Origin of the sequence: Rhodococcus qingshengii JCM 15477 (genome assembly GCF_023221595.1) — a bacterium.
GTDB classification, from domain to species: Bacteria; Actinomycetota; Actinomycetes; order Mycobacteriales; family Mycobacteriaceae; genus Rhodococcus_F; species Rhodococcus_F qingshengii.
This window is the reverse complement of the sequence record NZ_CP096568.1, coordinates 184,365-201,720: the sequence shown is the minus strand read 5'-3', so window position 1 is coordinate 201,720 and position 17,356 is coordinate 184,365. Positions and strand designations below refer to the sequence as shown.

Below are 17,356 nucleotides of genomic sequence, written 5' to 3'. Positions count from 1 at the left end.
CCCTCTCTGTTGAGGCGGCGATGCATGCACGGGGTTCGCCGAGATATCGTCACACACCTCCCGGTGAGCCACCCCGCAATCGTGCGCCCGTCCCCTCCAGGGTTGGGCGCATTCGACCCACCTGGCTGGTACTGACGACCAGCCGGGTGGGTCACCCCTTGGGTGTGAGGTGTGTTCTGCTCTTAACGCTTAGGTCAAGTGGCAACAGGCCGAGTAAGCAAGCGATGTCCAGACTCGGGTCCTCCACGACGTACTTTCAGTCGTGGATGTATTGCACGTTCGATTCCTTGGTCTTCTTTTCCAGGTACGCGCCGAGCATCCAGATGAGGTTGTCGGCGCGCGAGTAGTTGCCGTCCGGGGTGATGGCAACACCGATCAGTGAATATTTGAGGAAGTAGCGCAGGGACTGGTTCCGGCTTCCGATCAATGTGCAGAGACGATCGACGTTGGGTTCTACGGTGTCCCGGAATTCGGGAACCCAGAGACGCAGGAGCCTGGTGATGTGGCGGTCGGGTTTGAACCCGTTCCAATGCAGGTTGCGGAGGAATTCACTGGCGAGGGGGTAGCCCATCCCGGGAAGGTCTCGATCGCGGGGCGTCATTAACAGGATGTCGGTGTCGATGTGTTTATCGCCTGGCCAGCGGCGTGGGGGCGCGATCAGGTAGCCGGCGAGGCACATCATCAGATGCTCGTTGTCGAGCGGGTGGTCGGCATCGGCTGCGAGGTCGACGACGGCGCGGGCGATGGCGAGGATCTGGCCGTAGTAGTTCGGCTGATCGGTCAGCAGCTTCGCCCAGCGGATGATTGCTTTCGCATCGCCGGTTCCGCTCTGCCCGCTCAAATGCTCACGGAGGTCAGCGAGCGTCAACGTCCCGTCGAGGACGGCGGTGTGCGTCTTTTCGGGGTCGAAGCCGTAGAGAAGTCCTTCGAGGTGCTGGTCACGGACCTTGACGAAACTCGCCCAGTTCCGGGAGTTGCTGCCGAGGGCGTTGACTGCAGCTTTGAAGACCTGTTGGTTGCTGTAGGTCTGAGTGAGGGGGTTGTCCATCGCTTCCTGATCGAGGTGGCGTACCGCGTAGTCGAGGAACTGCGAGGAGGTAGCTGCATCGGTGGGGAGGCGGTAGTGCCGTTCGATACGTGCTCTGACCTTGGGGTTCGAGAACAGTTGTTCACCGACCAGGTCGTAGTCCAGTTTCTTCACCACTGTGCCCTTCATCGCCCGAAACGGAGTGCGGGAGGCGCTTGCTTGTATGGCCGATGTCCCGCCGAACTGTGGATCGGCCTTAGTGGCAGATTGGTTACCGCGCTGATCTTTCTTCGCCAGCCTCCACCGAGGTGACCGACTATCGGCCTGGTTCTATTTCGAACGGTTTTCGGCAGTGGACCCTGCGCTCGACGCGAGTTCGAGGGCTTGGTTTCTTCCCTGATCGGTGCCGAGCAGAGAACCTGGCCGATAGGTGACCTGCACGATCGTCTGCCCCACCCGCGATGTCACCCAATACATCCGGAAGGTGGGGAGATCGGTCAAGCGCACGTGCGAGGTGCCGGTCTGCCGGGCAACCGATTCCTCGCCGACCGGCGCGTTGAACATCTCCTGTGTTTCGGCGTAGGTGTAACCCTTTGAGGTGAGGACGCTCTGCCAACTCGTGCAGCGGCCCACGAGATCGCGATACGACGCCAGTGCTGCGGTCGCTGCCGCCGCATCGGGGTAGACGACGGCTTGACTGCTGATCGTCTCCACTTCGGCGGCAGCATCGAACGTCCATGACGCGCCGGCCATGTCGGTCATGTCCGCACCGCGCAGGATCCACGATTGATTACTGCACTCTGGCTGCGTCGTTTCCTGGAGCTCGGCGGCTTCCGGGTCGGTGTCCGATTGTGGTGTCCAGCCCGCACCAGGTAATTGCGCTGCGGAAAGGAGCAGCTTCTGCGCAGCGGGTGGCATCGCGACGGCGACGGACAACGAGGTCGTTGGCGAGGCCGACGCAGAGGTTGTCGTTGGCGCGGGAATCGTCGACGAGACCGTCGTGGGCGAGGGTTCCACTGTAGGGCTCTCGGCAGTGCTGCTCTCCGAGGAGCAGGCCGCGAGCAGCGACATCACCACGAGCGCAGTCACAGCGGCACCGATGGAGCGTCCGCTGCGATCACGGAAGGCGGAACGCGTTGGCCATGCGAGGCGTCTGAGCACAGACGGAGTGTAGACGAGCGGTCCAGCTGACCGATTGTGCTCAATCACCATGAGGGAAAGTCGGTCGAAAAACGGTTGAGTGAGATATTTTCGACAGATGTTGTTCGGTTATGCGCGAGTCTCCAGTGCAGATCAGAATCCGGCTCACCAGGTCGATGCGCTGGCGCGGGCGGGCGTCGAGGCCGAGAACATTCATCTCGATCATGCCGGCGGTGCGAAAGCCTCACGCCCGCAGCTCGACGGGGTTCTGGCGCGGTTGCGGGGTGGGGACACGTTGGTGATGACCCGCCTCGACAGATTGGGGCGCTCGGTACTGCATCTGATCACCCTCGGGGCGCAGCTGCGCGAGCGCGGGATCGAATTGAAGGTCCTCGACCAGGGAATCGACACATCGACGGCGGAAGGTCGGGCGATGTTCGGGATGCTGTCGGTACTCGCGGAATTCCAGCGTGAGCTGATTGTGGCGATTATCTATACGCGTCGGTTTCCTGTGAGGGACATGGGGTTACGACACGCCTGCTGACGTCCCTCGCGGATATCCCACACCCAGTGAGTGACGGGGATTAGCTTCGAAGTGTGAATGGTCCGTTTGTTGCCGAGAAGGCGATCGGGCCTGTCGCCGGCAAGGTGACGTGGCTGGTGCTCGATGATCGGCTCGATCCGGTCGATGAGGTCACCCAGTTCGCGTTGTATCTCGACGGCGGCGGCGCGAGCGTCAACACGTTGCGGGCCTACATTCCCCGGCTTGCCCGGTTCCTGAATTGGTGCCATTTCCAGGTAGTGGAGTGGACCAAAATATCTCTGCCGCAACTGATTTTGTACAAGCGGTCACTGGAAGCGGAACCGGGACCCTCCGGTCGGGTGCGTGCCGGCAAGACGGTGAACGCACACATCACGGCGATCGTCGAGTTTCTCAGGTACTGCGCCCGGATGGGCGTGATCGACGACGCGGTCGTCGACAAGTTCGTCGAGGCCAAACATCTGCGCTTTGCTCCGGAGACGATGCCGCAGCGCGAAAACGGCGCGCATCGATACATCACCGCGAAGGTCATCAAGGCCAAGGAAGTGACGCGGCCACCGGAATCCCTCAGCGACGACGAGGTGACCGCGCTCCTCGTAGCGACGGCGAACGTCAGGGACTTCCTACTGATCCAGTTGATGGTCGAGACCGGATTGCGTGTCGGCGAGACCCTGGGGTTACGCCGGGAAGACCTGCATTTCCTTCCGGACTCGAAGGCCTTGGGCTGCGCCCTGCCCGGCGCCCATCTGCATGTGCGACGCCGGGCCAACGAGAACCACGCGCTCGCGAAGAGTCACTACCCGCGCAGTGTCCCGGTCGGCCCGCAGACGACCACGGCCTACCGCGACTACCAGTACGAACGTGATCGGCTTGTACCCGACAGTGGATGCGATTTCGTGTTCATCAACCTGTACTCGACGTCGGCGCCCGATACCGCCATGAGATATCAGAACACCCGAAACTGCCTGACCCGAGTGGCTCGCCGTGCGGGGGTGGAGGCGCGGCTGCACATGTTGCGGCACACGGCGGGTACGTCATGGGCCCGCGCGGGCACCCCGATCGACGTGGTGCAAAAGTTGATGGGACATCAGAGTCCGGTGTCGACGGCGAAATACCTGCACCCGTCCGACGAGCAGATGCGGGCCGCCGTGGACGCCGTCGCACACCGGCGGAACGCGCACGCGAAGACCATCCGATGAGCGCGGTGGCCGCCGCCGGCCATGCGATCACGCCGGGCGACGGCGACCGGTGGCACACGTTTCTGACGGAACGGCTCGATGAGCGGTGGCGCCCGAACGAATGGGACCCGCAGACGCTGATCTTCACCGGCGATCCACACAATCAGAAAACCTTTGTGTATTTGTGCGCCCATCCGAATTGTGTGCACCCGACCGGGGTTCGCAACACCATATGCTCGTTCTGCCTCACCGAAGCCAAGCCGCACAGCAAAACCCTCACGCGCCGCTTTCACGACACCATCGTCGAACCTTGTACGGTCGCCGCCGCCGACGTCCGTTGCGCACGTCCCCGATACTCCACCGCCGGTTTGTGTTTCACACACCAGAGCCGGTTCGCGCACGCGGCGAAGACCCGCGGCATCGGCATCACCGAGTTCATGGCCGACGCGCAACCACTCGGTGCGCTGGCAACCTGCGCGGTCGGGGGCTGCAGTCACCAGGTTTTCCACCCCTCGACACCACTATGCCAATCCCACCGCAGCCAGTATCGGGGCCGTCAGGACCGCGGCGAGCCGCCGATCGACGCGCACGAGTTCGCGGCCCAGGCGCTGCCGCTGATCCGCTCGCACGAATTCACCCTGGCCGGGTGCACGGATCTGGTGCGAGCGGAGCTGCTGTGGATCCTGCAAGAACGCGACCGCCGGGGATTCGGAATCTCCCTCTTGCGGATGCGTAATCTCGTCAAAGCCGCCCACGGCGCGCGCACCCTGTTCGAGGCCACCGCCTCGGACGCGCACGTCGTGAGCTTCCTGCGGATGACGTTGCCGCTGCTGCGGCAGCAGCGGGGCGCATTCGAGGGAATCGATCTCACCGAGCCGGACCGGTGGGGCCCCGAGGTCCTCGACCGGTTCCCCAGCGCCGCGGGCACCCGCAGCCGCAACCTCGTCATCGACTGGTCCGCCGTCGGCTGCGGCTGGCTACGCATGCTCGGCAAGACATGGGCCAAGGAAACCCTGCCCCGATACGAGCACCTGAGGCCGTCGCTGCGGGCACTGACGTGGGCGTCCGAGGCCCTCGAGTTCGGCCCCGCCTTCACCGATCGTCGTGCTGCGGGGCGCGGCGACATCGCCGCCATCATCGACCATTGCCGCCGCAAGACCGCCGCCACCGGTGCGCCTTTCGCGGGCAGCTACGCCGACGACAGACTGGGGAACATCAAGGCTGTCCTCGGGTATTGCCGGTCCGCCGGACACATGGACGAGATTCCCGGGGCATTCGCGCTCACCGCCGCGCACCTGAAACAACGACCGGTCCCTCCTCACCGCGACGACGACGAACCGGGGCGGGCCCTGCCCACCGAGATCGTCGAGGTCCTCGACCGGAACATGACGTTGTTGCGGCCCACGTTCACTGCCGGACACCGCGTCGAGGGATGGTCGAACGACGACTACGCAGTGATGCGGCAGACGATCTATCAGCTGCTGCGCGACACCGGCCGGCGACCGGGAGAAATCACCGCCCTGCGCCGTGACTGTCTCGACACCGATCCCGGTGGCGGCCCGGTGCTGATCTACACCAACGCCAAGGCCAACCGACTCGGGCGCCGACTGCACATCACCACCGCTGCCGCGGCGGCGGTCAGCGCCTGGTTGGCGCGGGTGACGACCCTGCGGCCCGATCGCCGCACCGCCCACCTGTTTCCGCAACTGGATCTGTCGGACCCGTGCTCGGACAAGCACTTCAAGGCGTCCGCGTTCGGCGTCATCTTCCGCCAGTGGGTGGACTCGATCGACGAACTGGCGCCCTTGATCCGGACGGTTCCCCACCCCGGTGGCCTCATCGATCGGCGGGATCTGGTCGCCTACTCGCTGCGCCACACCTACGCACAAAATCATGCCGACGCGGGCACTCCCGTCGATGTGCTCGCCGCTTTGATGGACCACCGCGACCTCGCCGTCACCCAGGGCTACTACCGCATCGGACACCACCGCAAGCGCGAGGCGATCGAACGCGTCGGCAACATGGTGATGGACCGGCGAGGTGCGCTGCGTCCCACACCCGAGCTCATCGAATATGAACGGCGAACCGTCTCCACGCTTCTCGGCGGATGCGTCGAACCGTCGAACGTCAACTCCGGCGGCAAATCCTGCCCGATCAGGTTTCAATGCGGTGGCTGCGACCACTACCGGCCCGACCCCTCCTACATCCCCGAAATCGAGCAGGAAATCCGCAAGATCAAGGCCGACGTGAAAGAGGCCGAATTGTGCGCCGCACCGCAAGTGGTGGACAACCTGCGCTACAACCTCGCCATGTTCGAGGGCATCCTGACCAAAATGACCACCCACCTGCACCGACTCGACCCCGACGAACGCGCCGCCCTCGATGCCGCAATCGGCACCATCCGCCAAGCCCGCGAACACCAACGGCACTTTCTGCCGCTGAGCGTCGCCCACCGCAGAGGCGCTGTCGATGACTGACACCCGCACCGACAGGCTCCTCACGGCCCGCCGACAAGCCAGCCGCGACAAACACGCCCACGCCCTCCGCGCACTCGACCAGCTGGTGCGATCCGGTACCCGGATCACCTACGCGCGGGTCGCCCGCGAGGCCGGCGTGTCGACGTGGCTGCTCTACAACCAGCCGGAGCTGACGACCGCAATCCGGGACGCGATGGCCCAACAGAGCCCACCCCGACACCCGCCAGGCCCCCTCACGTCCGGGGACAGCCTGCGCACCGACCTCGAACTCGCCCGGCACGAGATCGCCGCGCTCCGCACCTCCGAACGCAAGCTCCGTGAGCGGCTGCAACGCACCCTCGGCAACGAAATCGAACAGATCGACCACTCCCAGCTGGCCGCTCGCATCGCCGACCTCGAGGCCCTCGTCGCCAACCTGCGTGTCGACAACGCGCAGCTACGCGAAACCAATACTCGGTTGGTCGAGCTGACCGACCAGCAACGCGACGACCTCGAGACCGCGAACATCCTGCTCCGCCGGTACATGAAAGAAGCCAGCCGCTCGCACCCATGATCGGCGAAACACCTACACCGGCCGCGTGGCTATCGGCTTTGGAGAGAATGGTCGGGGCACAGAAGTGTTGGCGAGGTGCACCAGCCGGCGTCGGCGAGCCACCGTTGCACCGGTACGGGTAACACTGTTCTTGCCGCGGTGGCGAGCTCTCCGGTGAGGATGGGGCCATCTCCGCACAGGGCGCAGGCAACGTCGAAGACCGGCAGGTCGGGTTCGCACTGGCGACAATGATGTTGGGCTACCAGCTCGCCACGCCGGTCTTTGTCGGGACGAAGCCAGCTCACCGCGAGATCGTCGCGCTGATGCGCCGCCTCGGCTCGGGTGGCCGGTTCGTGCCTGCAAGTGGGGCAGGCGCGGGTTGTCCTGCGTGTCCGGCTCGGCCGGGGGACAGTGCCGGATACCGAACCGGACTCCGGAGCCGCGGGCTCGGGAGTTGTTGCGAGAGAGACTGTTCCAGTAGTTTTTGCTGCTGCGGCTTTGTTCAGATGCCCGTAGACGGTAGTGCGAGGCACGCCCAACATGTCGGCGATCTGGACAACGGTGTGTTCACCGCCGTCGTAGAGTTGCTGCGCGAGCTGGACCTGATCGTCGGTGAGTTTCGGTGGGCGTCCGCCCTTGCGGCCGCGAGTCCTGGCCGCCGCCACACCTTCCCGGACATTGTTCACGGCGAGCTCACGCTGGAGTTCGGCCAAAACCGACAGCATTTCGAACATCGCCCGGCCCTCGGCGGTGGCGGTGTCGATGCCCTGCTCGAGAACCTTCAAACCTACCCCGCGCTTGCGCAGGTCGGCGCCGAGCGTGATCAGGTGCAGCACCGAACGACTGAGCCGATCCAGGTGCGTGATGACCAGGATGTCGCCGTCGTCCAACAGGGCGAGCACCACATCCAACTGAGGGCGGGAGGCCTTCGCGCCGCTGACGTGATCGACGTGAATGTTTTCAGTGGTAACCCCCGCCCGGCGCAGCGCGTCGATCTGGTGGGCAGGGTTCTGATCTGCGGTCGAGACCCGGGCATATCCGAGCAGCATCCGTCGACAATACCCCGACGGTGGTTAGTCGACATTGATTTTCGACGGTGTTTTCGACACCTCTTTCGCTCGCATCGGAGGGACACCCGCCGACTCGGATTTCATTCATGTCAGGGTGTCGGGCTCGGCCCTCATTTTTCGAAACCTCGCCCATGATCGGCGACACCGCCGATCGCCTCATGCTGGCATCCACCGCTCGTCACCCATGTAACTCACCAGAGCGATGTCGCCGAATATCCTGATTCCCCAGCTGAAGAGGAGAATCCTTCCTGCCGTCGTATAGATAATGGCGAACACTCGGGACGGCTTGGCCGCTGCGCGGGCACGCGGCCGAAAGGGCGGGCGTCCGCCGAAGCTCACCGACGATCAAATCGCACTCGCCCAGCGGCTGTACGACGCCGGAGAGAACACAGTCGCGCAGATCGCCGCGATGTTGAACGTGCCCAGGACGACGATCTACGGTCACCTCAGTAAGAAGAACACCTCGGCCCCGTCCCAGCTAGCTCGTCCCGCCGCCGAAACACCAGCGACTGCTTTTGCCTCAGTGCGAGTGCCGCGGACGTGCCCGACGTGCGGCTATGAGCCGAGTACGCGAGCGGAAGCTGCTCATCAACGCGGCGACCTGGCAGTTGCCTGGCTCCATCCGAATGCCGACGATCCGGGATCGGTTGTCATCCGATCGCACTGTCACCATTGCGAACCGGAGTCGCCGGCTTTCGACGTCGCGTGCCAGGTGTGTGGGGACGGGCCGATCCTCGCCGGCGATTTCGCGCAGGCCGCCCAATGCGGTGGCGATCTTCCCGCCCCCGTTGCACACTGGCTCCTCGAGAGCGGTTGGACCGTGGAGCCGTCTCTTCTGTGCCCGGACCATGCACGCGAGGTCGCCCGATGATCGAATCGGCACCACAACTTCCTGAACAACGGGAAACACTCGACGGCGACGCTCTCGCCCACGCACTCGCGGCCATGCGGACCGTCCTTGACGGTGCCCTCGCAGGGGTCAGTGGCGCACGCGACGTCCTGCTCGCCACACAGGCCGGGGGTGACTTCGAGTCGGGCCAGGGGAATGGCGGCGAGATCGCCCTCGATTTGTATCTGGCACATGCTGCGGCGGATCTGCGCACCGCATTGTCGCTGATACGCGATCAGTTACGAGACGGACTCTGATCGAGCCCCACAGATCGAGTGCGAGCGTATGACACGAGAGAGCGGAACGACCGAGAGACCGGGGAGTCGCGGCCAGACGGCAGGCGCAGAGGCATCGCGGGTCAATACTCGACTCGGCCTTCCTTCAGCCAATCTTTCCAACTCTGTTTTTCGGTGGTGTTTCGACCTGAACGACCGCCGAGTGGGTTGACCAGCGCACATTGCCAGCATTCATACGTCAGCTGGGTAGCAGGTACGTTCTGTTGTGCATTGCACCGCGGACATAGTGCGGTGTGGGTTCCCGGCGGTGCAGGGGGGTGGCCGGGGTTGACCAGGATTGCTGCGAGTATTCCTATCGGCCCGAAGAAGAATCCTGCGAAGAAGAATCCGAGTTGGCTGCGGTTCTTCTTCGCTGCGATTGCTCCCGCGATTACTCCGAATACCAGCCAGATCACTGCCGCGGCGAACAGGATTCCAGCTATGTCGTTACTCATCTACACTCCTTGTAACGTACTTATATCCCGCCCGCGGTATTTGTCTGTGAAGAGCACATCGTAAAAATTGCTTCAACAGCAAAGTCCTGTTCGGGGGTGTGGGAGGGTGAAATTCGATGAGGTCCTGGAAACTCTAGTTCGATCGAAAACTTTCTGTCCATCCTCTGAACGACTGACAGTGAAACGTGTCTACGCAGATCGAGTTGTCCTCCTAGTGCACATATTTCGGCTGATCAGCGCGACTGGTGGCGTGCCCGGGTCCGCGCCGCACCTGCGTTTCACCCCGCATGAAGGGCCGACGATGTCGACGTTCGTGCCCACCATTGCGATAGGGGAGCCTGCGCACCGGGCGGTGCTATTCCGGTGATCGCATTCGCGCCGCGAAACGGGTGTGCGGGTGATAGCGGTTGCTAAGGTTTCTGTAGCCGGTATCGCCTTTGTCGGAGATCTCAGATTCTGTCATCGGTTTCGACCGGGTGTACTGGCGTCATTACCGCGCATTTTTGGGGAAATGCGAGGGCTGAACTGTTTCGCAGCGTCGGTGAATGGACTTTTGAGGAAATGTCAGCACTCTTCCAATGCTGGTACGAGGTATCCCGGAGGCAGTGTGGGAAGCGGTAGTTGGGAGTCGTCTGCGGCGCGTTCACGTTTTCAGGCGGCGTGGTTCGGTGTCCTTCTTCGGCACAGTGTCAATGTGCTCTGTGGGGTGGTGTACCTGAGCTTTCCGCCGCGCACGACGGTGGGTGTGGCGGTCGCCGTGGTGTTGATCGGGTGGGGTTCCTTTCGTCTGCTGACACGGTCGATGACGTCATCGACCGCGGTATGGGCGGATTACGTGCTGATTGTGGTGGTGGCGGTGACGATTCCATCGACGACCGAAGGTATCGACGTAGTGTCGTCGAACTCGTTGCCGTTGGCGGTGTCCGGGAGTGCGGTGTTGAGTTTCGCGTTCTCGCAGCGGCATTGGCAGGCGGTGTTGGCTGCGGTCGGTATCGCGCTGGCGTTCGCGGTTGGGTTGTCGGGCGTGGTGGGTGTGGAGTCGCCGTGGACGGTGTTCTGGCCGTACTTCTTCCTCGTTCAGTGTGGGATCGGGATTTTCCTGCGGCAGTTGGTCGAACGTGGCGCACGAGCAGCGGATGCGGCGGGTATGCAGCTCGCGGAGACCGAACGAGATGTCGCGGTCGCGCAGGCGCGGCGCGAGTATCAGCGTGAACATTGGGCGACGGTGCACGATACGGCCGCGGCGACGATGTTGATGATCGGGCACGGTGTGCCGTTGACGCAGGAGCGGGTGCGTCGTCAAGCTGCTCGGGATCTGCAGGCACTTCGGTCGGCGCCGGCACTGGAGTCTGGCGAGCAGATAGATCTTCGCCGGATTCTCGACGACATCGCCGTGGAGTTAGGACTCTCAGTCTCCGTGACCGGGGCCGAGCTGGTGCGGGTGTCTGGGACTCTTGCTCATGCGGTAGCGGGTGCGGTCAGGGAGGCATTGACGAACGTCGAGCGGCATTCCGGCACCCGGGCAGCATCGCTGGTGTTGCGCGAGTCCGGGGTCGACATCGTCGATGCCGGCACCGGATTCAGCGCAGCAGATGCCGCCGATACCGAGGGTTCAGCGTCGACAATGGGTCACGGCCGCGGGATCGCCGAATCCATCACCGGGCGGATGACGCGGGTCGGCGGCTCAGCGCGAGTCGAATCCGCTCCGGGAGCTGGGACGAGAATTGTCCTGGACTGGGACACCGAGAGCGCCACGGCTGCAACGGAAAGCGTCGCAGGTGATGCCGCGCGGGTGTGGGAGCTCTCCGATCCTGCCCGCCGCGCGTTTCGGCTCAGCCGCGGGTACGGGCTGGGTCTGGTCGGGGTAGCTGTCATATTGACGACGTTGATCCCGGTGCGCTTGTACGGACCCGAGCTCGTCACCGAGCCCACACAAATGGTGTTGATCGGTGTTCTGTTCGTGGTCATCGTGTTGGGGGCGTGCACGGTCACGGGGATGGCGGTGCCGCGGTGGGTGAAGGCCGCGGGATTCGCCGCGGTGTCGGTGGTGACGTTCGTTCAGCCGTTCACCACCGACGATGCGTTCGGCACGGGGGAGCATTGGGCGTTCGGGATGACCGGATGGGTGTTGCTGCCGCTCCTGCTCACATCGCCGGTGCGAATGATCATGGCGGCGTTGGTGTTCTTACGAGTGGTCACCGCCGCGGCGGCGGTGATCGGCGGCGAGATGAACGCGGGAACGTTCGAGCTGTTCGGGTACAGCCTGGCCAGTGAATTGGCAGTACAGATGATCGCCGGGTTCTTCGCCACTGACCTGCGCCGCACCGCACGGTTAGCAGCGGAGGAATCCGAGGCACAGTCCTCGCTGATCGCCGGCCAGGAGATCGCGGACCGCGTGCAGGCCGATTATCGGAGCCGTTATACCGCGCTCGAAGAAACCACGGTGCCGCTGCTGCGGGCCCTCGCCGAGGGATCGATCACCGCCGATTCCGACGGAGTGCGCGCGCGGGCAGCGGTCGAGTCCGCTCGGATGCGCCGATTGTTCCTGCACGCGGACGGGCAACTGCAGCTTCACCCGCTGGCACGCGAGATTCAGGATCTGACCGCGCTGGGGGAGAGGAACGGGGTATCGGTGGTGGTGGAGATACCACCAGATCTGTCCTCGGTCGACGGGCAGGTTCGAAGCAGTCTTCTCGCGGTCCCGGCACTGGCGGTCGCTGCTGCCCGGGAGCATGCCCGGATCGTGGTCACCGAGACCCCGGAGCTTCAGGTCAGTGTCGTCGCCGACTGCGACCCCACCCGCGTCGACGATCTGGAAGCGGTCGAGACGACGGGGATTCAGGTACGGGTCGAATACGACGAGGGCCTGATCTGGGTGCAGGCCACCGCCGCACCTACCTCAGCGTACCCGCCCGAATCAAAGCAACCGACCGCATCAGGGCACGCGCCGTCACTGTCTGACGCTGCGCGGTGAACACCACCAATCCAGGGCGAGATGCCCGCAACGAAAGGGCCGATTCGATGACTGCACCTCACCTGACCGAGATCACCGTCGCGTTGATCGACGACCACGACGTGGTGCACGAAGGCCTCGCCTCCTGGTGCGCCGGCGCGACCCCACCGATCGAGGTCGCCGGACGATACCTACGGCCGACAGAGTTTCTGCGTGATCGAGCAGACGGGCAGGGCGCGCCGATCGATGCGGTGGTGCTCGATCTGCAGTTCGGGGACGGATCGCCGCTACCTGCCTTGGACATGGTGAGCACTCTCACCGACGCCGGATACCGGGTCATCATCTATTCGATGCGCAGTGACGCGGCGACGATCTTGGACTGCATCGACAACGGTGCGGTGACGTACCTGACGAAATCGGAAGGCCGCCAACATCTCGTTCCTGCGATCGAGGCTGCGGTGACCGATCATCCGTATGTGTCGCCGAGTATGGCCGGAGCGATGTCCGCCGATACTCGGGCGTCTCGTCCGTCGTTGTCGGAGAGGGAGAGGGAAGTGCTGATCCAGTGGTTTCGGACCGAATCGAAAACCTTCGCCGCCAAAGCCCTGTACATCACCGCATCCACCGTCAACACACATTTGGGGCGCGTACGCACCAAATACGCCGCGGCCGGCCGGCCGGCGTCGACGAAAGCAGCACTCGTCGCCCGCGCTTTGCAGGACGGAATCATCAGCATCGACGACCTCTAGCCCGAACAATCTCGGCGGGGGTTGTCCGGCACGCTCGTGTGTGACGGTGGGAGAAGAAGCGTCGAGTCTGGGCGACTCACCAAGCGAGAGTTGTTGTGAGTTGCGCACGAGGAAACTCTGCGATGCCGACTGTTTCTTCATTTGCTTGCAGGCATGTACTTCGATCGACTGACAGACAGCTCTGTGTCGTGATTGATAAAACCGACATGCTGCGCAATGCGCAGCATGTCGGCGATCGAAATCAAGCTGTCGAGAGGAACAGAATGTCATATACACGAGGTCAGACGGTTTCGCGTGCAAGACCGCTCGCGCCGAGAACTGTCGGCCATGCGGCGTTGGCCGCGCTCGCGGCGGTCGCTCTGACATTCGGCTTGATTTCGACACCGACTGCCCAGGCAGACGAGACCACGTCGAGCGTGCTGTTCGTCGTCGACACGTCGGGGTCGATGGCGGGATCACCGTTGGCGCAAGCGAAGGATGCACTCCGTGCCGGGATTGGAGCACTCTCCTCGGGACAAGCTGCCGGTCTGCGTTCCTTTGCGGGCGACTGCGGTAACGGTGGACAGTTGCTGGTTCCAGTGGCAACCGACAATCGCGACCAACTCAACAACGCCACTAATCAACTCACAGCAGGAGGCACCACCCCCACGCCAGATGCTCTGCGCGCAGCGGCCGGGGATCTCCCGTCCACAGGCGATCGCACCATCATCCTGATCAGCGACGGCCAGAGCACCTGTGGAGATCCCTGCGTGGTCGCAACTGAACTCAAAAATCAGCTCGGCATCGACTTCCGCGTCCACGCAGTCGGTTTCAACGCTCCGGATGTAGCGGAAAGTGAGCTCAGCTGCATCGCAAATGTTACTGGAGGGCGATACTTCACAGCGACGAACACCACGGAACTCAGCGACGCTATATCAGCTGCCGTCGCCACCGGATCAGGAGAGATACGCAGCGACATCGATTGCGATTCACCTACTTTCATCGGAGTTCGAGGCTCTGGCGAATCACCACAAAGCCCTGATCTTTCCTACTTCCGGACGCACGCGCGCACGAACAAGCCGTACACGGAAGAGGGGGCAGTCAACCTCGGTATGGGTGAGCGCCTCGCGCCGATGTTCGGCTTCCTGCAACGTCAACAGTCCGTCGACTACGACTTCAACATCATGTCGGTGTCGTACCCCGCCATCAATGTGGAAACGGCCAACATCGGCTACTACACGAACGACTACCGGGAGTCCGTCGACATCGGTGCATCGAATTTGGGACGAATCATCTCAGCACTGCATACGAAATGCAGCGACAGTGCACGCATCGTCCTCGCCGGGTACTCACAGGGAGCAAATGTCGTCAATCGATACCTAGCGCAGAAGCAGGCTGTTACGGCACCGGAACTCGCACTCGTCAAATCTGTCGTGTACTTCGGTGATCCCAACCTCCGCCCAGGCCGCGCCGGTGAGCGGCACGAGGGAACGTCGTACAAGGCTCTCGGGGTCGTCGCGGCGGGTGTTACCAACGGTGACGCCGACATCAGCGATTATCTCTCGTCTCACCCGAACGTGGTCAGTTCGTTCTGTCTGAGTGGAGACATCATTTGCAATCCTCCCGTGGATGTCGTGTTCGGGAAAGGAATCCACGGATCGTACGGCTCCCCAGATACGAAGATCACCTGCCCGGTCAACGGGGAAAAGAATGTGGTGCTCTACCAGTGCGGCGCCTTCCGCGTAATGCGGGATCTTGGTTACGCCCTCCCCTCAGTCGAGCGCACTCCGACGCTGCTGCAACGAGGGCAGGAGATTTTGTTCTCAGTGGGAGGCTGGATCGCAAATCAGCCCAGCTTGGCGCTCTTCGCCTCGACACCTCAGGTGGTTGGCGATTTCACGACCGATGAGAACGGAAATGCGACAGCGCTGGTACGTGTTCCGGATGATGCTGACTTAGGCGATCATCACCTGATCGTCCAACAACCAGGTGGGCGTTCTGTATCGGTACCAGTCACAGTGGTCGACTCGTCCTCGATGTCGACTCCTGTGTTTTCATTTGGTCCGGAGGATGGGTTTGAGGATGGCCTCGGGTCCGGAAGCGGAAGCGCGGCCATCTTGTTCGGGAGTTGACATCTGAAACACACGAATGGCGTTCATCCTCGGACTAGCAATTCCCGCAGACGAGGTTCTGACGGGAGATTGCAACACGGGTGGTTTCAAATTTTCCGACCGAGGTGGATCGTGCAGGCGCTCGGCTGGTTTATCCCAGCCGAGCGCCGTTTCTACTTCGTCGAAGAGATTGAGTTGTCGAGGGCGGTCGCACGGTTGACGCTGGTGGTTACATCCAGACACTTCATTGCGGCATGGCAAACACCCGAATCCTTGTGCGGTGATAATCCGTACCCAAAAAATGCCCCTCGTAACTGGTGTCAAGGGACAGTAGGAACTGCCCAGGGGCGGTCGTGAGACCTGCCCGCTGACGGTCACGAGAACTGCCCGGTGGTGGCCATGGGATCTGCCCAGTGGGCTTGCGGCCACCACCGACCAGAGCACTCAGCTCAAGGGACTCACCCCTCGGCCGGCGAGTGCCTGGGTAAGTCGCACGGAGTCTCCGCTGGTCTGGCACACGTGGGCGTGGTGCAGTAGCCGGTCGACGGTGGCGGTCGCCAGCGTCTTGGGCATCAGCTCGTCGAACCCGGACGGGTGCAGGTTCGAGCTGATCGCGACCGACCGCTTCTCGTAGGCGGCGTCGACGAGCCGGTAGAGCCCCTCGGCGGCATCCTGGGCGACCGGCAACAGGCCGATGTCGTCGACGACAACGAGATCGGCGCGCAGCACACGGGCGATGGCCTTGGACACCGTGTCGTCGGCACGATGGCGGCGCAGCAGGACCCCGAGGTCTTCCAGGGTGAACCAGGCGACCTTCAACCCGGCCTCGACGGCTTGGTGACCGAGTGCCTCCAGTAGGAACGTCTTCCCGGTCCCCGACGGCCCGCACACGACGAGGTTTTCCCGACGGTGGACCCATTCCAGGGTGCGGAGTGCCTGCTGGGTCGGTGCCGGGATCGAGGATGCCTCGGGCTGCCACGCATCGAACGTCTTCCCGGTCGGGAACCCCGCAGCCGCCCTGCGGGTGGCCAGTGCGGAGCGTTCCCTTCCGGCGACCTCCTCGGCGAACAGAGCCTTGAGCACCTCGGCGGGCTCCCAGCGTTGGGCCTTCGCGGTCGCGACGACCTCCGGTGCGTGGCGACGGATGTGGGGCAGCCGAAGCCGCCGCAAGAGGTCCTCCAACTCGGCCGGCAACGGCGGCGCGGACGCCATCGATGGTGTGGTGGTCTTGGTCGTCATCGGGTCACCTCGTTCCCCTCGCGGCTGTCGTGCTGGCTGTCGTGCTGGCCGAGACGTGCCCATCCGGCGGTGCCCTGGGTCAGCGACCGTTCTTCGCCGGCACGGTGCTCGCCAACAGCGGGTTGCCGGGCGTGGTGGTCGAGGATCGAGGACAGATCGGCCTCGGCGAACCGGCCGTGGACGGCGGCGTGGCCGAGTGCCCAGTCGACCTCGACGGGGTCGAACAGCTTGGCCAGGCTGAGGGCTTCGGCCATCTTGACCCTCATCCGCGGCGTGCCCGCCGCAGCGGCCTCGACCAGCCACAGGCGGGCGCCCTCGCCCAGGTCGAGGAACTCGGCTTCCGCTGGGTTCTTCGCTCGCGGCTGCCGGTTCAACGGACCTTCCGGCTGCGGTGGGAAGTGCTCGTCGTTGATCCTCGGCGTGCCCGGCGTCGCGCGCGCGTGGCGGGCGACCTCGGCGGGTCCGTCCTCGCCGACGTGAACGATGACGACCTCCTCGCCGTCGCCGAGTCCTTGGGCACGAACCCACACCGTGGCGCCGAGCAGGGTGTGTGGCACCGAGTACTGGCCGGACTCGAACATCACCATCGGCGTGTTGCCCGGCACTACCCGGGTGGTGCCGAACGCGACTGTGTGCGGCTGTGTCGGGACCGGGTGTAGCCGTGTCCGCTCTTCGGCCAACATCTCGACCGGTGGCCGCTTCGTGGTCCGGTGAGCCCGGGTGTTGACCTTCTGACAGAAC

General features: G+C 63.6%; 15 protein-coding genes. 9 read left to right on the top strand and 6 right to left on the bottom strand.

Going from position 1 to position 17,356, the window contains the following annotated elements:
* Positions 1–256 precede the first annotated feature (256 nt).
* A complete protein-coding gene (locus M0639_RS34540; RefSeq protein WP_064074577.1) occupies positions 257–1,216 on the bottom strand; it encodes a hypothetical protein in 960 nt (319 codons plus the stop codon).
* A 141-nt stretch (positions 1,217–1,357) separates the two neighbouring features.
* On the bottom strand, positions 1,358–2,188 hold the full coding sequence (locus tag M0639_RS34535; protein ID WP_156525043.1) for a sensor domain-containing protein: 831 nt from the start codon (positions 2,186–2,188) through the stop codon (positions 1,358–1,360).
* Between the two features lie 79 nt (positions 2,189–2,267).
* On the opposite strand from M0639_RS34535, the gene M0639_RS34530 reads away from it, so the two are divergent.
* Genes M0639_RS34530 through M0639_RS34515 form a run of 4 tightly spaced genes read left to right on the top strand, consistent with a single transcriptional unit; the run spans position 2,268 to position 6,916 of the window.
* Positions 2,268–2,711 carry a recombinase family protein gene (locus M0639_RS34530; RefSeq protein WP_231915124.1) on the top strand — a complete coding sequence of 148 codons (444 nt, stop codon included), beginning with the start codon at positions 2,268–2,270 and terminating at the stop codon, positions 2,709–2,711.
* 53 nt (positions 2,712–2,764) lie between these two features.
* Entirely contained in the window at positions 2,765–3,907 is a 1,143-nt protein-coding gene (locus M0639_RS34525) for a tyrosine-type recombinase/integrase (protein WP_082893248.1), read from the top strand.
* Between the two features lie 5 nt (positions 3,908–3,912).
* Positions 3,913–6,363, top strand: a complete 2,451-nt coding sequence (locus M0639_RS34520) for a tyrosine-type recombinase/integrase (protein WP_248671228.1) — start codon at positions 3,913–3,915, stop codon at positions 6,361–6,363.
* Entirely contained in the window at positions 6,356–6,916 is a 561-nt protein-coding gene (locus M0639_RS34515; protein WP_064074903.1) for a DUF6262 family protein, read from the top strand. The genes M0639_RS34520 and M0639_RS34515 overlap by 8 nt, the downstream gene beginning before the upstream one ends.
* Before the next feature lie 29 nt (positions 6,917–6,945).
* On the opposite strand, the gene M0639_RS34510 is transcribed toward M0639_RS34515, so the two are convergent.
* The gene (locus M0639_RS34510) at positions 6,946–7,944 is read right to left on the bottom strand and encodes a recombinase family protein (protein ID WP_064074902.1); all 999 of its coding nucleotides are present in this window, start codon (positions 7,942–7,944) and stop codon (positions 6,946–6,948) included.
* Positions 7,945–8,230: 286 nt separating this feature from the next.
* Between M0639_RS34510 and M0639_RS34505 the strand changes: the two genes are divergently transcribed.
* Both M0639_RS34505 and M0639_RS34500 read left to right on the top strand, forming a co-directional pair.
* Positions 8,231–8,836, top strand: coding sequence for a helix-turn-helix domain-containing protein (locus M0639_RS34505; protein ID WP_064075564.1), 606 nt, complete (start codon positions 8,231–8,233; stop codon positions 8,834–8,836).
* On the top strand, positions 8,833–9,111 hold the full coding sequence (locus M0639_RS34500) for a hypothetical protein (RefSeq protein ID WP_064075563.1): 279 nt from the start codon (positions 8,833–8,835) through the stop codon (positions 9,109–9,111). Before M0639_RS34505 ends, M0639_RS34500 begins: the two co-directional genes overlap by 4 nt.
* Before the next feature lie 101 nt (positions 9,112–9,212).
* On the opposite strand, the gene M0639_RS34495 is transcribed toward M0639_RS34500, so the two are convergent.
* The gene (locus M0639_RS34495) at positions 9,213–9,584 is read right to left on the bottom strand and encodes a hypothetical protein (protein ID WP_064075562.1); all 372 of its coding nucleotides are present in this window, start codon (positions 9,582–9,584) and stop codon (positions 9,213–9,215) included.
* A 607-nt stretch (positions 9,585–10,191) separates the two neighbouring features.
* Here M0639_RS34495 and M0639_RS34490 point away from each other — a divergent pair.
* The 3 genes from M0639_RS34490 to M0639_RS34480 all read left to right on the top strand — a co-directional run bounded on the left by M0639_RS34490 (position 10,192) and on the right by M0639_RS34480 (position 15,397).
* Positions 10,192–12,558: a sensor histidine kinase gene (locus M0639_RS34490; RefSeq protein WP_156525107.1), complete on the top strand. Its 2,367-nt coding sequence runs from the start codon at positions 10,192–10,194 to the stop codon at positions 12,556–12,558.
* 47 nt (positions 12,559–12,605) lie between these two features.
* Complete coding sequence (locus tag M0639_RS34485; protein WP_064075565.1) at positions 12,606–13,286, top strand: response regulator transcription factor; 681 nt, start codon at positions 12,606–12,608, stop codon at positions 13,284–13,286.
* 263 nt (positions 13,287–13,549) lie between these two features.
* Positions 13,550–15,397: a cutinase family protein gene (locus M0639_RS34480; RefSeq protein WP_197486222.1), complete on the top strand. Its 1,848-nt coding sequence runs from the start codon at positions 13,550–13,552 to the stop codon at positions 15,395–15,397.
* Between the two features lie 423 nt (positions 15,398–15,820).
* On the opposite strand, the gene istB is transcribed toward M0639_RS34480, so the two are convergent.
* Both istB and M0639_RS35350 read right to left on the bottom strand, forming a co-directional pair.
* A complete protein-coding gene (istB, locus tag M0639_RS34475) occupies positions 15,821–16,615 on the bottom strand; it encodes an IS21-like element helper ATPase IstB (RefSeq protein ID WP_183591811.1) in 795 nt (264 codons plus the stop codon).
* On the bottom strand, positions 16,612–17,298 hold the full coding sequence (locus M0639_RS35350; RefSeq protein WP_428481027.1) for a Mu transposase domain-containing protein: 687 nt from the start codon (positions 17,296–17,298) through the stop codon (positions 16,612–16,614). Before M0639_RS35350 ends, istB begins: the two co-directional genes overlap by 4 nt.
* Between the last annotated feature and the right edge of the window lie 58 nt (positions 17,299–17,356).

Coding starts and splice junctions, on each gene's coding strand:
- M0639_RS34540 (WP_064074577.1), bottom strand. CDS start 1,216: ATGAAGGGCACAGTGGTGAAGAAACTGGACTACGACCTGGTCGGTGAA.
- M0639_RS34515 (WP_064074903.1), top strand. CDS start 6,356: ATGACTGACACCCGCACCGACAGGCTCCTCACGGCCCGCCGACAAGCC.
- M0639_RS34510 (WP_064074902.1), bottom strand. CDS start 7,944: ATGCTGCTCGGATATGCCCGGGTCTCGACCGCAGATCAGAACCCTGCC.
- M0639_RS34505 (WP_064075564.1), top strand. CDS start 8,231: ATGGCGAACACTCGGGACGGCTTGGCCGCTGCGCGGGCACGCGGCCGA.
- M0639_RS34500 (WP_064075563.1), top strand. CDS start 8,833: ATGATCGAATCGGCACCACAACTTCCTGAACAACGGGAAACACTCGAC.
- M0639_RS34495 (WP_064075562.1), bottom strand. CDS start 9,584: ATGAGTAACGACATAGCTGGAATCCTGTTCGCCGCGGCAGTGATCTGG.
- M0639_RS34485 (WP_064075565.1), top strand. CDS start 12,606: ATGACTGCACCTCACCTGACCGAGATCACCGTCGCGTTGATCGACGAC.
- M0639_RS34480 (WP_197486222.1), top strand. CDS start 13,550: ATGTCATATACACGAGGTCAGACGGTTTCGCGTGCAAGACCGCTCGCG.
- istB (WP_183591811.1), bottom strand. CDS start 16,615: ATGACGACCAAGACCACCACACCATCGATGGCGTCCGCGCCGCCGTTG.
- M0639_RS35350 (WP_428481027.1), bottom strand. CDS start 17,298: ATGTTGGCCGAAGAGCGGACACGGCTACACCCGGTCCCGACACAGCCG.